Below are 12,967 nucleotides of genomic sequence, written 5' to 3'. Positions count from 1 at the left end.
CTACAAAGAGATCGGAAGGAATATTGGTAAAACGCTCATTCCCGAAGGTTCTGTTATCCATATACATAAAAGTATAAAACATCCGTTCTCTGTAATCCTTATCTATTTTTTCATCATAAACAATCTTTTCTAAAAGATCGTTATCATAATCTTTCACTCCCGTCACTGTATTTTTATCATCCAAAATAGCAAAAAGTACGGAACTCATGGTTTCATTGTCATGAGAGAGTGGGATCACAAGTCCTGTTGCGCCTTCTGCATCTACAACATGCATCTTGTCCCAAATCGGCATTCCTTTCTGATCCGGCATTGTGGAAAGAAAGTCTTTTTCGCGAGAATACTCTTCGAGAATACTCACATAATCTACTCCCGATTTAGCATTGATGCCTCCTTTTTGGGTATGCTTAAAGAAATTAGCATTATTTCTTTGGGGTTCCGCTTCGCCTTTGGCGAAATCTTCATTATGGCAGGAGCCAAGTAAGGTGAGAAAGACTGTCAGTATAGACAGCCACGAAATCATTTTTCTCTTCATGATCATTTGTTTGTTTTATGGGTTAAATATAATTCTTTATTATATAGATGCATTATTTTGTCTTTAGGTTGGAAAAGATTTATAAAAAAAATTCAATCTATATATGAACAGGGACAAAACTAAAATAAATACCTTCGTGCAGAACTCACTTTTACGGAAAAATTATTACTTTTACGAAAAATATTTTTACTATTATGGAAAAGATTATCAAAAAGATAGCGGAGATCCGCAGTAAAAAAGGTTTCTCTTATGAGAACATGGCTCATGACCTAGATCTGAGCACTTCAGCCTATCGAAAAATAGAAACAGGTGAAACAAAACTGACCGTTGAAAGACTTGTTGATATTTCTAAAATCTTAGAAACTCCATTGAATGATTTGCTGGATACGGAATCGCAAAAAAATTTTAATCAAGAAATACGTGAAAATGGAACAGGTTATCAAGCTGTTGACAATGACAATATATATTACGAATATTCTGAGGTTTCAAAAAAATTAATTGAAGTTTACGAACAACAGATCAAAGATCTGAAAGTGGAGATTGAGGAATTGAAAAGTAAATAGGTTTGATTGATGCTTCGAGAGTCTCAGCATGACATTGCGAATACTAATTGTTTTTTTTTGTGTATTAGCGTGAGATTACAGTACAAAATTTTTTTGGAAGTTTTTTAAGATGCTTCGACGGGCTCAGCATGACACCGCATATTAACTGATAAAAGATAAAAAGAGAGCTAACCATTTTCGTGTAGCTCTCTTTTTATTGATCCGGTGTGAGGTTCATAACTAATGTTTTATTTCTGCTTTTTGATCGTTAAACTGTATCAACCAATCCTCGATCTCATCTTCTAAATAAGATGTCTGAAGGATCATGGCATTGATAAAATCATCAGGTACGGGTTCGCCACTGGAGTTTTCGAGATTCCAAAGTTCATTGGACATATTTTCGTACTCTGAATACACCCGTTTGAAGCGTGTATTTTCTTTTTCAAGAGCTTCAATATTTTGTTGCTGAAGCTGGAATTTTCTGTATTTGTTTTGACGTTTCATACAAATATTATTAAAATGTGGTCGTAAAATTTTTTGATCGTATGCTTTCAATCACGCACTACAAGATAGAAAAAACCATCAACAAATAGTTGAAAATGAATTTATTATCAGGTCAGGTTTACATCATTCTGAAAATTAAATTTAGACATATTTTTGAATCAAAAAAAATATTTAACATCTTTTTTTAACTGTTTAACATATAATTATAAATTTGCATATCATTATCAATTAGATGAGAGATTTAATACTACGCCAGAAACAAGTTTTGTTCTTCATCATTGCGGGAGGACTGAGTGCCATTGTAGAAATTGGGAGCTTTAAGTTCTTCAGTACTTCCCTGCCTCACATATTTCCACGTGAAACCAACTTCCACGGAATCCATTATCCGCTGAGTAATATTTTCTCAACAAGCTGCGGAATCATAAGCAATTATTTCCTGAGCATCTGGTTTGTTTTCGAAAGAGGGAAGCATTCCAAGAGAAAAGAATTTGCTTACTTTATGGTTGTTTCTTTTATTTCAACTTTATTGAGTCTCGGTTTCTTCCAGATTTTTTACAGTTATATATTTAAGGATAATATTGATCTTATCGTCTACACATTAAGTCCGGAAATAACGAGTAAGATCGCAGCGATTTTATTGGTTTCCATTCTTAATTATTCTATCAAGAAAAAAGTAATTTTTAACGGATAAATTGTGACAAAAGTTTTAAATTACCTTTGGAGATTCTGGATGTTGTTACTGGCATTTGTCTTCACCATCCTTTTTGGAATTCCCGTTTATATTTTATCGTTCAATAAAAAGCATTATAAATACGCTTATAAGTTTATAAGATGCTGGAGTTACTGCATGTTCTACGGAATGGGTCTGAGATACGAACTGACGAAACTTTCTGCCCAGAAACTTGATAAGAACCAACAGTATGTTTTTATTTCCAACCATACTTCCATCATGGATATTATGCTGATGTGTATTTTGTGCGCAGATCATCCTATTTGTTTTGTTGGAAAAAAAGAACTGGTGAAAATCCCGATTTTCGGTACCATATATAAAAGGATATGTGTAATGGTGGATCGCAAAAGCGCAAGAAGCCGCGCCGATGTCTACAGAAGATGTGCCGAAAAAATGGAAGAAGGAAACAGCATTGTGATTTTTCCGGAAGGAGGAGTTCCTGATGACACTTCTATTATTTTAGATGAATTTAAAGACGGTGCATTTACACTTTCTTCGAAGCATAATTCTCCTATTGTAATCTTTACTTTCATCGGATTAAAGGAAATTTTTCCGTTTGAAAGCGGAAAAGGTTATCCAGGTAAAGCAAAAGTTTATTTTAACGGAATTTTAGCCCCTTCGGAATCACCGAAAGAACTTAAATTGTCTGCTTTTGAGACAATAAAAAAAACATTGTTAAAACACTATAATTAATAGAAATAATATATATTTGTTTTCAGAAATTTTCAACAAATATGTCAAATTATTCTAAACAAACTAATTGGGGACAATTCGTTCCGCTGGTTACTGTATTTTTCTTCTGGGGATTTGTAGCAGCAAGTAACGATATCCTGATCCCTGTTTTCAAAAAGGCTTTTGACCTGTCCCAAACCGAAAGTATGCTTGTACAAATTTGCTTTTATGTAGCATATACGGTAGGTTCTTTAATTTATATGGCAGTTTCAAAAGGGCTGAAACAGGATTTAATTAATAAAATCGGGTACAAAAACGGTTTGATCGTTGGTCTTCTTATTTCTGCAGCAGGAACTTTATTGTTTTATCCGGCAGCAAATATGCACTCTTTCCCGCTAATGATTTCCGGTCTGTTCATTGTAGGACTTGGGTTTTCATTACAGCAAATTGTTGCTAATCCTTTAGCTATCGAAGTAGGACCTAGTGAAACAGGTTCTCAGAGATTGACAATGGCAGGAGGAATCAACAATCTTGGAACAACTATCGGTCCGCTGATCGTTTCTTTTGCGATTTTCGGATCTGCAGCTGCAGCGAATAATGATGTAAGTGTTGAAAGTGTAAAAGTTCCTTATCTTATTCTGGGTGTGGCATTCGTTTTAGTAGCAATTATGCTTAAATTTTCTTCACTTCCGGCTATAACGCCAACAGTTTTAGAAGATACGGATGATGCAACTCCGGGTGAACACAGAAAATCGGCTTTCCAATATCCTCAATTGATCTTAGGAATGATTGCGATTTTCGTTTATGTAGGTGTAGAAGTTTCCACAGCGAGTAACCTTCCTGCATATATGGAAAAAAGTTTAGGTTTTGAAACTAAAGATGTAGCTCCTTACATCTCTTTATATTGGGCTTCTTTGATGATCGGTCGTTGGACTGGTGCTGTTGAAGCTTTTGACGTAAGCGCAGGATTCAAAAAAGTATTAAGATTCTTCGCTCCTTATCTTGCTTTTGGTGTATTCTTATTGGTAAATGCTATTGCGAAGCACGATCTGTCACATTTCTATGTTTACGGATTCATTATTATCGCAATGATCATATGTGATATCATGAGTAAGGGAAATCCTGCCAGAATGCTTTTAATTTTCTCAGTTGCAGGTATCGCAGCTTTGTTAATTGGTATGGCTACTTCAGGAATGGTTTCTGTGTATGCTTTCACAAGTGTTGGTTTATTCTGTTCTACACTTTGGCCTTGTATTTTTGCTTTGGCAATCAACGGTCTTGGAAAACATACCAACCAAGGTTCTGGATATCTTATTATGATGATTATGGGAGGTGGAATCGTGAGTTTCATTCAGGGATATATTGCTGACCTTACAAATATTCACTTCAGCTATATTGTAGGTGTTATCTGTTTTGCTTATCTTGCTTTCTATGCAATAAGAGTAAGCGGAATCCTGAAATCTCAGGGAATTAACCTTGATAAAATCACGAAAGGAAGTGGTCATTAATACAAAAATAATATATAAGAAAAGATTTTGGGCAGGTTTATTACTTGCCCAATTTCTTTTGTTCTATGCTTTCTCAAAATCAAAGATGATGATCTCTTTTTTTGAGAGCTTTTTCGAAATTCAGAAAAAGATTCATCAGATTATTTTCTCGTGGATCCCTTTTTCCTTTGGAGATGTTCTGTATATTTTATTAGGAATTTTCCTTCTTTATTTTATTATTAAATCTTTTAAAAAGAAAAGTCGAAGTTCTTCTTTATTAAAGATTTTAGTCGTCATTAACATCTTTTATTTTTCGTATCAGATCTTTTGGGGAATGTTGTATTTCCAAACTCCGATCATTAAAAAATTATCGAGCCAGGAAGAACCTACAGTTGAAAAAGCAAAAATATTAGCTTTAAAATATCTGGAGAAATGTAAAGAAACAAGGAGTCTTACAAAGGAAGACAATAACGGAGTTTTTATCATTACAGATCTAAAAGCTGTTCAACACGAAATTCTTTCACAACAGACAAAACTTCCTCAGAATATTTCTGATAAAAAAGCTCCGGAAATAAATGCATTTAAGCCAAGCCTTTTTAAAAATGTAATGAATTTTACAGGGATTTTGGGTTACTATAATCCATTTACGGCAGAAGCTCAGTTCAATTCTCAGTTACCTAATACTTTGGTTCCTTTCACGTCTGCTCATGAGAGTTCTCATCAGCTTGGTTTTGCGAGAGAGCAGGAAGCTAATTTTGTAGGATATCTTATTGGAATTAATTCTAAAAATTTAGAACTTCGCTACAGCACAGAATATTTTACTTTAAAAAGTTTATTGAATTATATCGTAGATGAAGATCCCGAATTTGTAAAAAATGCACTGAAAAATTATTCAAAAGAAATGAAAAAAGACAGAGCTTATGAAAAAGCTTTTGTTTTAAAACATCAGGGAGTATTGGATGACTTTTTCGGATTTACCAACAACCTTTTTCTGAAGAGCAATCAACAGGAAGGATCTATCACTTATTCTTATTTCATCGACCTTCTTCTTAATTATGAGAAGATATAAAAAAACAAAAGAATCGTATCAGGCGATACGATTCTAAAAACACAAATGATGAAAAAAAATTTATTACCTTGACTTGTTCCCTCATTCAAGGCGTTGTAAAAGTACAACATATTTTATAAATACAAAAACATTTACACTTTTTTTTAAAACTTTTATGAAAACTTTATGACTTTTTAAGTTCTCTTGAGTTCGGTCTAAATTTTCGTATTTATTCTAAATTTATTGTATGACTGACGAAAAGACAATTTTAACAAAAATCCGCTTCAAAAAACACATTAAATCAAACGTTTGTTTAGCAAATATAAATTCTATTTCCTGATTTAGCTAAACATATAGTTCTGTTTTTCCGCCTTTAAAATTTCAATTTTTCGCAGTCTCAAAATCTTTCAGATTATAAATATATCATTTCTTTTTCAAAAAGAATTAAATAGAGAATTCCCGGTAAATTATACTTCAGAAATAGTTTCTCTTCACTAAACCAATCGAATAATACTTTAAGAATTATACCCTATTTATGGTATAGTCTATAATATGTATTAAGAATACTTTTGTTATAAGATGAAAGAGACTTTATACTTTTATAAAGTCGATAAATACATTCTACAAAGTAAAATCATCAAAAGCGGAATCCGAAAAGCTTAAAAAAGAGTAAGACAAATTGAAACAACTATTTTATGAAAAATCTAAAGAAACTATCAAGACAAGAACTTAAGTCTGTGAATGGAGGAGCTATTAATTGTGGTGACTTCCAAACTATACCGGGTGTTCCACGTCCTGAATGTCCCTGCAAACCAGGTTATCAAAAATGTAAAGGTGCTTGCATTCCCAATGATCAATTATGCTCATAACAACAAGGAAAAAATAACTATAAGACCAAGCTGTTATGATTAAAAAAGTTGAGAAACAGGATATATTATGTTTCTCAACTTTCTTGAAAAAATACTTTTTTAATTAAGCATTTATATATTATTTCTGAGATTTCAAATCTTCTACTTCTTTCTTTAAAGATTCATTCTGTTCTTTCAAGAGATTGATGTAATCTTGTAAGTTTTCTAAGATAGAATTTGGAATACTATGATAATGATTATAATTTCCAGCGTTATCATTAAACGTTGAATTTTCATTATGTATTATTCCCAAGCCTTTTTCTTCCTTAAGATCTTCAACGGAAGTATCCAAAGCTTTGGCAATTTTTTCCCATTCATCATCATGGATTTTTGTTTTACCATTTTCCTTTCGGGAATAGGTTGAAGCATCTGTAGATAATATTTTTGCCATTTGTTCCTGAGATATGTTCCTCTGTTTTCTAACGTTCTTTAATTTTTCTTGTACCATCGTAATGCATGTGTCTGTTACAAATGTATGCAATATTTGCGCAAATTATGCAAAGAAATTGCAAGAAAATTGCAACATATTTCTTATCTGTATGAAATATTTTTTACTAGTTTTGAAACTTCAATATTGATAAAGCGCTTTAAAACTCAATTTATATTTGCGCAGATATAGATTGAATACTGATCAGTAAAAAACCCAAGTCAGGGATTGTATGACAAAAAGCAAATTATTAATTTAAACAATTTAAAAAGATGAAAAATCTTAAAAAACTTTCGAGACAAAATTTGAAAGATGTATTTGGTGGGAAAATAAATCCGAATAACAATGATATTTATGTTGTTGGTGATGAAGGTGAAGGAAAGTATTACAAATGTTGTTCTAATAATGGTGATGCATGCAGCTCATGTGTCTATATTAAAGGTAATCCAGTTTGTAGCACAGGTTCATATCCTGTAGCATGCTAAAATAATTTTAAATTAGCACTCTAAATAATAATTTTAGAGTGCTATAATTTATAAGAACAATATGAAAAACATCAACACTATAAAATATCTATTAATGATATTTTTAAACTTAGTATCTCTGTGTTCAGCTCAGGATTATAGATTTACATATAATTATAAATCTATTCCAGATACATTAAGAAAAGATAGTGTAATAAATGAAGAAATGGTTTTAGATGTTGATCCTGACAAATCTCTCTTTTTTAGTTTGAGAAAATTCATATCAGATTCAACAATGGCAGAAGATGCAAAAAAAGGATTAATGACAATGCCTGATCAAAATATTCATACCCGATATATTATTAAAAAAAATTATTCTGATTCAAAGGTTTCGTTAACTACCGATGAATTTTCAACAGCTTATAAATTTGTAATAGCAGACGAAAGAAAGCTTAATTGGAAATTACTTCCACAAAAAGAAATAATTTCCGGCTATGAATGTCAAAAAGCTGAGCTTATTTTTGGTGGCAGAATTTGGTCTGCATGGTTTACGGAAACAATTCCTTTTCATGATGGCCCCTATAAATTTAGAGATTTGCCTGGTTTGATTGTTAAGATTGAAGACTCAAAAGGTTATCATTCTTTTCAACTTAAAGAAGTAAAAAAAACAATATCATCAGAAATATATAATAATATTGATGTAGGTAAAAATATCAGAAATCTCACATTTAGTGAATTCATAAAATTCTATAAAGATTTCCGTAAAGACCCCTCTAAAGATTTCAGACAACGAGCAATGAGTGGTGAAATTTATTATGAATCAGATGAAAAAAGAAGCGAACATATGAGAATCGTAGAAAAGCTTAGAAAAGATAGAATAAAAAGAGATAATAATATCATTGAGATAGACATGATTAAATAGATCTTTAAATAAAATCGAAGATGAAATATTTAATAATTTTTTGTTCATTTCTATTATTCTCTAATCATTTTCCTTCTCAACAGAAAGATTATAAATTATGTATCACCAATAAAAATGAATGCAATAAGATAATTCTAGAAAGAATTATTGGGGATTCTTTATACTATAATATGAAAGCCCCAAAGCTCACATATGTAAAAAATAAATATACAACTAAAGGCAAAATTAATTTTTCGCAAGCTTTCAAAATTTATTCTGAAAAATGTAATGAAAATTATGGTATTTACATATTAAATCCAGGAGAAAATAATTTCGTTCTTAAGAGCTCCGATAAAAGTCTTTTTCCGCAGGCTGATGAGGATTTTAAAACAATACTAAATAATTTTGAAATTGATAGAGATAATATTTATAAAAATATTTCTAACGATGTAAAAGCAAACAATAATATTTTCCCTTCTGAAAAGAAAATATACTACGATAGATTAATTAATGATAATGAAAATAAAAGAGATAGTCTAATTTATGAATCTGCCAGTAGGAGTAAAAATCACAATTTAGTTTTATGGTATTTAATCTATAAAACTGAAAATGATTGGTACTACTCTAGTTGGTATAAAAGAATATTCGATTCTTTACCCAATGATATTAAAAAATCTATCGCTGGTAAAAGATTATCAAATAAGTTTCAGACATTAGAAAAAATCCAAATCGGAGAAAAATTTCCTATTGGAACTTTTACGAAAAATTATATATTCAAAAACAGTAATAAAAAGTATATTCTTGTTGATTTTTGGTTCTCTCATTGTGGTCCTTGTTTAGCAGATTTCCCAAAGTATAAAGAGGTTTATAATCATTACAAAGAAAAAGGATTAGAAATTATTGGAATATCAACTGATCAAACTAAAAATATTGACGATTGGAAAAAAGTAATGAAAGAAAAAAATCTTTCTTGGTTACATTTTTTGGATGAAAATGGAACTGAATCTAAAAAATATAATATTAATTCTTTTCCAACAACATTCCTTTTAGACTCAGAAGGAACTATTATAAAGAAGAATATCTCTCCTGAAGAACTTGAAATTTTTCTTGAACAAAATTTATAAAGAAAAAAAAAGCACTGTGAAAAAATTCAGAAAAGACAGAATAAAAGCTTTAATTATTACTTTTACAAAAACACAAAAATTATGAAACTTTACTATTTACTTATACTTTTTATTTTTTGCTCTACCTCATGTTCTAAAAATCAGAATCAAACTATAATAAAAGGCAATATCCCGAATTTACCAGATGGAACGATGTATCTTTATGAAGATAATGGGACTAATAGAATTGACAGTATAAAAACTAAAAATGGAAAATTCAATTTTATCTACAAATGGAAAAAAAATAGCGAGCCTGTTTATTTGGGATTAGATCATGTAGATAATGAAGCTACACTCAGACTTCTTAGCTTTCCTACAAATTCTAAATATCGAGGAGGATCATTAAATCAATCACGTTTTCTTTCAGATTCTGCTGTAATTATCAATGGAGAAATTTTTGACAACACTCCAAAGGAATTTTCTAAAAAAATCAGATTAGTTAATCTAAAACCTCCTATTATTGCAGGAAAACAAACAGAGGCATTATATCATATTGATGAAGATTTATTTTATAAGATTGATGCTAAAACCATTGCAGTTGTAAAGGAAAAACTCAAAAAATATCCTTTTTCATTCCATCTATTATATAAGATTAATGAAAATAAAAACAGCTTTTCACCCAAACAAGTTGATGAGTTTCTAAAACTCTTCAAAGGTGATATTACAGAAAGTGAATCTTATAAAAAACTATTCGCATATAATCAGAAAAGATTTACTGTAAAGAATAATGATCTACCCTTAATTGAAGATACAAACGGGAAAAAATCTAAAATTTTAGATTCAAAATATGAAAAGCACTTAGTAGTTTTCTGGGCTAGTTGGTATGGACCTTGCAGAGAAGAAATTCCGCTTTTGAAAAAAATATATAATGATAAAAACAAATCATTGGAATTTATTTCGATATCAATAGATTCGGATAAAAATGCATGGAAAAAAACCTTAAATGAAGAAAAAATGAACTGGAAACAGTTTATTATCAATGAAAAAGATTCAAATTATGAAAAAATTCAAATGCAATTCAGACTCAATGGTGCAATTCCATATACCGTGTTGGTTGATAATAATTTTAAAATCTTAAAATCGTCTGTAGGCTTATCTTCTGAGAAAGATTTAAAGAGTTTTATTGAAAATAATTAATAAAATCAACCTATTCTTATTCAAAAACTGTATTTAAAACATTAAAATACAATAAAATAAATATAAATCACTTTAAATTGAAAAAAAACATTTGTTTTTTTCAAACATCTCCTTATTTTAGACAAAAATATTAATATGCTATTGGACAAACTAATTAACTATCTTAAACTCGATAAGCAAGAGTTTCTTTTTCAGTTCAACTCACATCCAAATTACCCTTCAGCATTAGCTTTCAGTGATACTCTTAATTTTATGGGCGTAAGAAATGATGCTTACGAACTTGATAAAGAATATTGGGACGAGCTTCCTGAAGAATTCATTACGATCGTTGATAATTCTTTTTCATTAGTAAAAAAATCAGGCGCTCAATATTCGATCTATTCAGATAAAGCAAAGACTTTAAATAAAGAAGAACTTCACAAAAAGTCAACAGACTTTGTATTACTTTTTGAAAAAGATAAAGTAGAACATAAATCTGTTACCAGTTATAAACCTTTTATTTATGCCGTTTTTGCGGTAATTTTGGTTTATTCTCTTCTTAATCAGGCTTGGTATGAAGCTTTATTCAACGTTCTTTCGTTGGCAGGAGTTTATATTTCTCTGGAAATTTTTAATCAGAAATTCGGGAATACATCAACAGTTATCGGAAGTATTTGTGGTGATACAACAGGAAATCAAAGTGTAAATGCCTGCAATAAAATCATCACTCAAGACAAAACAAGCATTCTTGGATTAAAATTTTCGGATTTTTCGTTAATATATTTCATCGGGATTACAGTTCTGGGATTATTTTTACCGGCAACTTCTTTTGTAATTAAAGGTTTTACTTTTGCTTCCGTGATTGCGATTGGATATTCACTATACATTCAGGCTCTTGTGGAAAAAACTTTCTGCCGTGTTTGTCTTTTGATTATTTCGGTTTTAGTTGCTCAACTTTTAATTGGATTATTCCTTTTTGAAAATATTTATTTCGACATAAAAACTTCTTTACTAAGTCTTATTCTATGGATTGCTTCTTTCTCATTAGTTTTATATTTAAATAATACTCTTGAAGAAAAAGAAAATTTACAGAAATCAAACGCCAAAAATTTAAGATTTAAAAGAAATTATGATCTTTTCAAAAGAGAGCTTTTAGAAAAAGAAAAAGTAACTTTCAACGATAACGAAACATTTTTTGTTGGAAATAAAGAAGCCAGGCTTCATTTGTCAATCGTATCAAATCCGTATTGTGGATTTTGTAAAGATGCTCACAAGATCGTAGAAAATTTATTAAGCAAATATCCTAATGATATTTCTGTTCAGATGAGATTTAATTATTCTCCTGATTCTCAGAATGAAAAATTCACAAATCTTATCTCTGATTTCATGTATACTTACCAAAATAAACCTTCCCAGGAATTTCTACATCTTGTAGAATATTGGTTTGAAACAAGGGATGAAAATAAAATCAGACAAAAAGTAGGCACAAGCTCAAGCAATGAAGATTTAACTCCACTAGTTGAAATGTCTGCAGAAAACAGAAGTGCCGGTCTTAACTTCACTCCTATTATCTTAATTAACGGATATCAATTCCCCGATAAATACGATCGTGATGATATTTATTATTTTATTGATGAATTGACAGAAGACGAAGAGATTTAATGAAAAAATAATTTTCTGATACAGAAAATTCACTAAATTAGGAAAAATTTTTAGCGGTACCCGAAAAGCTTTTAGAGTAGGGAAATTAAAACAAATTATACTATGAAAAATTTGAAAAAACTTTCAAGAGAAAATTTAAAATCTGTAAAGGGAGGAACTAAGGAAGGATGTCCAGGTCCTAAGTCACCACTTTATCATCCGTATGCTACACTAGAGCAATGTGAAGCAGCGACATCACAAACTTGCTTTTACTCGGAAGAAAGTTATTGCTTTCCAGCTGGATGGAATCCAGGATTATAGATATATCATTAAATGAAACCCATCAAAATCAAAACATTATGAAAAATTTAAGAAAACTTTCAAGAGAAAATTTAAAATCTGTAAAAGGAGGAATTTCCCAAGAATGCGCTGCAGCACAGGCAGCAGCTACAAAATGCTATTCTACACTTGCACAGTGTCAAGCGGATCCCAACTCTGTAGATCCTGATTTTGGATTTTCATACTGTAGACAACACTGCAATAAAGCTTGTTATTAATTCTTTTAATTAAATAATCAAAACATGAAAAATCTAAGAAAACTATCCAGAGAAAACTTAAAATCTGTAAAAGGAGGAATTTCTATTGAATGCGCAGAAAGACAAGCAGCATCTACAGCTTGCTATACTACAATGGCAGCTTGCCTAGCTGATCCAAATTCATCAAATCCGGATACTGTTCTTTTGCCTTGTGAACGTATTTGTAACAAATATTGTTATTCTTAAAATTCAAAAAATATAAAAATAGTTGTCGCCAAACTGGCGGCAACTTATTT

General features: G+C 30.6%; 17 protein-coding genes. 14 read left to right on the top strand and 3 right to left on the bottom strand.

The features are described 5' to 3' along the window. On the bottom strand, positions 1–532 hold a 532-nt coding region (locus ABD940_RS13225; protein WP_345204696.1), incomplete at its 3' end, for a hypothetical protein. Positions 533–726: 194 nt separating this feature from the next. Here ABD940_RS13225 and ABD940_RS13220 point away from each other — a divergent pair. Beyond that, a complete protein-coding gene (locus ABD940_RS13220; RefSeq protein WP_345204693.1) occupies positions 727–1,095 on the top strand; it encodes a helix-turn-helix domain-containing protein in 369 nt (122 codons plus the stop codon). A 219-nt stretch (positions 1,096–1,314) separates the two neighbouring features. On the opposite strand, the gene ABD940_RS13215 is transcribed toward ABD940_RS13220, so the two are convergent. Further along, positions 1,315–1,578 (bottom strand): hypothetical protein, encoded by a 264-nt coding sequence (locus ABD940_RS13215; RefSeq protein ID WP_345204690.1) that lies wholly within the window; start codon positions 1,576–1,578, stop codon positions 1,315–1,317. Positions 1,579–1,810: 232 nt separating this feature from the next. Between ABD940_RS13215 and ABD940_RS13210 the strand changes: the two genes are divergently transcribed. The 5 genes from ABD940_RS13210 (at position 1,811) to ABD940_RS22915 (ending at position 6,384) form a co-directional block, all read left to right on the top strand. After that, a complete protein-coding gene (locus tag ABD940_RS13210) occupies positions 1,811–2,269 on the top strand; it encodes a GtrA family protein (protein ID WP_345204688.1) in 459 nt (152 codons plus the stop codon). 3 nt (positions 2,270–2,272) lie between these two features. Next, on the top strand, positions 2,273–3,001 hold the full coding sequence (locus tag ABD940_RS13205; protein WP_345204686.1) for a lysophospholipid acyltransferase family protein: 729 nt from the start codon (positions 2,273–2,275) through the stop codon (positions 2,999–3,001). Between the two features lie 41 nt (positions 3,002–3,042). Beyond that, on the top strand, positions 3,043–4,488 hold the full coding sequence (locus tag ABD940_RS13200) for a sugar MFS transporter (protein ID WP_345204683.1): 1,446 nt from the start codon (positions 3,043–3,045) through the stop codon (positions 4,486–4,488). An 85-nt stretch (positions 4,489–4,573) separates the two neighbouring features. Further along, the gene (locus tag ABD940_RS13195; protein ID WP_345204679.1) at positions 4,574–5,536 is read left to right on the top strand and encodes a DUF3810 domain-containing protein; all 963 of its coding nucleotides are present in this window, start codon (positions 4,574–4,576) and stop codon (positions 5,534–5,536) included. A gap of 674 nt (positions 5,537–6,210) precedes the next feature. Next, positions 6,211–6,384, top strand: coding sequence for a bacteriocin-like protein (locus ABD940_RS22915; RefSeq protein ID WP_425550366.1), 174 nt, complete (start codon positions 6,211–6,213; stop codon positions 6,382–6,384). Between the two features lie 118 nt (positions 6,385–6,502). Here the strand turns inward: ABD940_RS22915 and ABD940_RS13190 are convergent, their stop codons facing one another. Continuing rightward, positions 6,503–6,871: a helix-turn-helix transcriptional regulator gene (locus ABD940_RS13190; RefSeq protein WP_345204676.1), complete on the bottom strand. Its 369-nt coding sequence runs from the start codon at positions 6,869–6,871 to the stop codon at positions 6,503–6,505. A gap of 251 nt (positions 6,872–7,122) precedes the next feature. Here ABD940_RS13190 and ABD940_RS13185 point away from each other — a divergent pair, with 251 nt between their 5' ends. The 8 genes from ABD940_RS13185 to ABD940_RS13155 all read left to right on the top strand — a co-directional run bounded on the left by ABD940_RS13185 (position 7,123) and on the right by ABD940_RS13155 (position 12,917). Continuing rightward, on the top strand, positions 7,123–7,335 hold the full coding sequence (locus ABD940_RS13185) for a bacteriocin-like protein (RefSeq protein WP_345204673.1): 213 nt from the start codon (positions 7,123–7,125) through the stop codon (positions 7,333–7,335). A 61-nt stretch (positions 7,336–7,396) separates the two neighbouring features. Next, positions 7,397–8,236 carry a GLPGLI family protein gene (locus tag ABD940_RS13180; protein ID WP_345204670.1) on the top strand — a complete coding sequence of 280 codons (840 nt, stop codon included), beginning with the start codon at positions 7,397–7,399 and terminating at the stop codon, positions 8,234–8,236. A 20-nt stretch (positions 8,237–8,256) separates the two neighbouring features. Continuing rightward, positions 8,257–9,339 (top strand): TlpA family protein disulfide reductase, encoded by a 1,083-nt coding sequence (locus ABD940_RS13175; RefSeq protein ID WP_345204666.1) that lies wholly within the window; start codon positions 8,257–8,259, stop codon positions 9,337–9,339. A gap of 81 nt (positions 9,340–9,420) precedes the next feature. Beyond that, positions 9,421–10,515 (top strand): thioredoxin-like domain-containing protein, encoded by a 1,095-nt coding sequence (locus ABD940_RS13170; RefSeq protein WP_345204663.1) that lies wholly within the window; start codon positions 9,421–9,423, stop codon positions 10,513–10,515. A gap of 135 nt (positions 10,516–10,650) precedes the next feature. Next, positions 10,651–12,156 (top strand): thioredoxin domain-containing protein, encoded by a 1,506-nt coding sequence (locus tag ABD940_RS13165; protein ID WP_345204659.1) that lies wholly within the window; start codon positions 10,651–10,653, stop codon positions 12,154–12,156. A 102-nt stretch (positions 12,157–12,258) separates the two neighbouring features. After that, positions 12,259–12,456 carry a bacteriocin-like protein gene (locus ABD940_RS22910; protein WP_425550365.1) on the top strand — a complete coding sequence of 66 codons (198 nt, stop codon included), beginning with the start codon at positions 12,259–12,261 and terminating at the stop codon, positions 12,454–12,456. Between the two features lie 38 nt (positions 12,457–12,494). Then, positions 12,495–12,692, top strand: coding sequence for a bacteriocin-like protein (locus ABD940_RS13160; RefSeq protein WP_345204657.1), 198 nt, complete (start codon positions 12,495–12,497; stop codon positions 12,690–12,692). Positions 12,693–12,716: 24 nt separating this feature from the next. Continuing rightward, a complete protein-coding gene (locus ABD940_RS13155) occupies positions 12,717–12,917 on the top strand; it encodes a bacteriocin-like protein (protein WP_345204654.1) in 201 nt (66 codons plus the stop codon). The last annotated feature ends 50 nt before the right edge of the window (positions 12,918–12,967 follow it).

The organism is Chryseobacterium ginsengisoli (assembly GCF_039542325.1).
GTDB lineage: Bacteria > Bacteroidota > Bacteroidia > Flavobacteriales > Weeksellaceae > Chryseobacterium > Chryseobacterium ginsengisoli.
Note: the sequence above shows the minus strand (reverse complement) of the source record. Positions and strands in the feature narration are given on the sequence as shown.

Coding starts and splice junctions, on each gene's coding strand:
- ABD940_RS13215 (WP_345204690.1), bottom strand. CDS start 1,578: ATGAAACGTCAAAACAAATACAGAAAATTCCAGCTTCAGCAACAAAAT.
- ABD940_RS13155 (WP_345204654.1), top strand. CDS start 12,717: ATGAAAAATCTAAGAAAACTATCCAGAGAAAACTTAAAATCTGTAAAA.
- ABD940_RS13190 (WP_345204676.1), bottom strand. CDS start 6,871: ATGGTACAAGAAAAATTAAAGAACGTTAGAAAACAGAGGAACATATCT.
- ABD940_RS13185 (WP_345204673.1), top strand. CDS start 7,123: ATGAAAAATCTTAAAAAACTTTCGAGACAAAATTTGAAAGATGTATTT.
- ABD940_RS13165 (WP_345204659.1), top strand. CDS start 10,651: ATGCTATTGGACAAACTAATTAACTATCTTAAACTCGATAAGCAAGAG.
- ABD940_RS13200 (WP_345204683.1), top strand. CDS start 3,043: ATGTCAAATTATTCTAAACAAACTAATTGGGGACAATTCGTTCCGCTG.
- ABD940_RS13220 (WP_345204693.1), top strand. CDS start 727: ATGGAAAAGATTATCAAAAAGATAGCGGAGATCCGCAGTAAAAAAGGT.
- ABD940_RS22910 (WP_425550365.1), top strand. CDS start 12,259: ATGAAAAATTTGAAAAAACTTTCAAGAGAAAATTTAAAATCTGTAAAG.
- ABD940_RS13195 (WP_345204679.1), top strand. CDS start 4,574: ATGATGATCTCTTTTTTTGAGAGCTTTTTCGAAATTCAGAAAAAGATT.
- ABD940_RS13160 (WP_345204657.1), top strand. CDS start 12,495: ATGAAAAATTTAAGAAAACTTTCAAGAGAAAATTTAAAATCTGTAAAA.
- ABD940_RS13180 (WP_345204670.1), top strand. CDS start 7,397: ATGAAAAACATCAACACTATAAAATATCTATTAATGATATTTTTAAAC.
- ABD940_RS22915 (WP_425550366.1), top strand. CDS start 6,211: ATGAAAAATCTAAAGAAACTATCAAGACAAGAACTTAAGTCTGTGAAT.
- ABD940_RS13210 (WP_345204688.1), top strand. CDS start 1,811: ATGAGAGATTTAATACTACGCCAGAAACAAGTTTTGTTCTTCATCATT.
- ABD940_RS13170 (WP_345204663.1), top strand. CDS start 9,421: ATGAAACTTTACTATTTACTTATACTTTTTATTTTTTGCTCTACCTCA.
- ABD940_RS13175 (WP_345204666.1), top strand. CDS start 8,257: ATGAAATATTTAATAATTTTTTGTTCATTTCTATTATTCTCTAATCAT.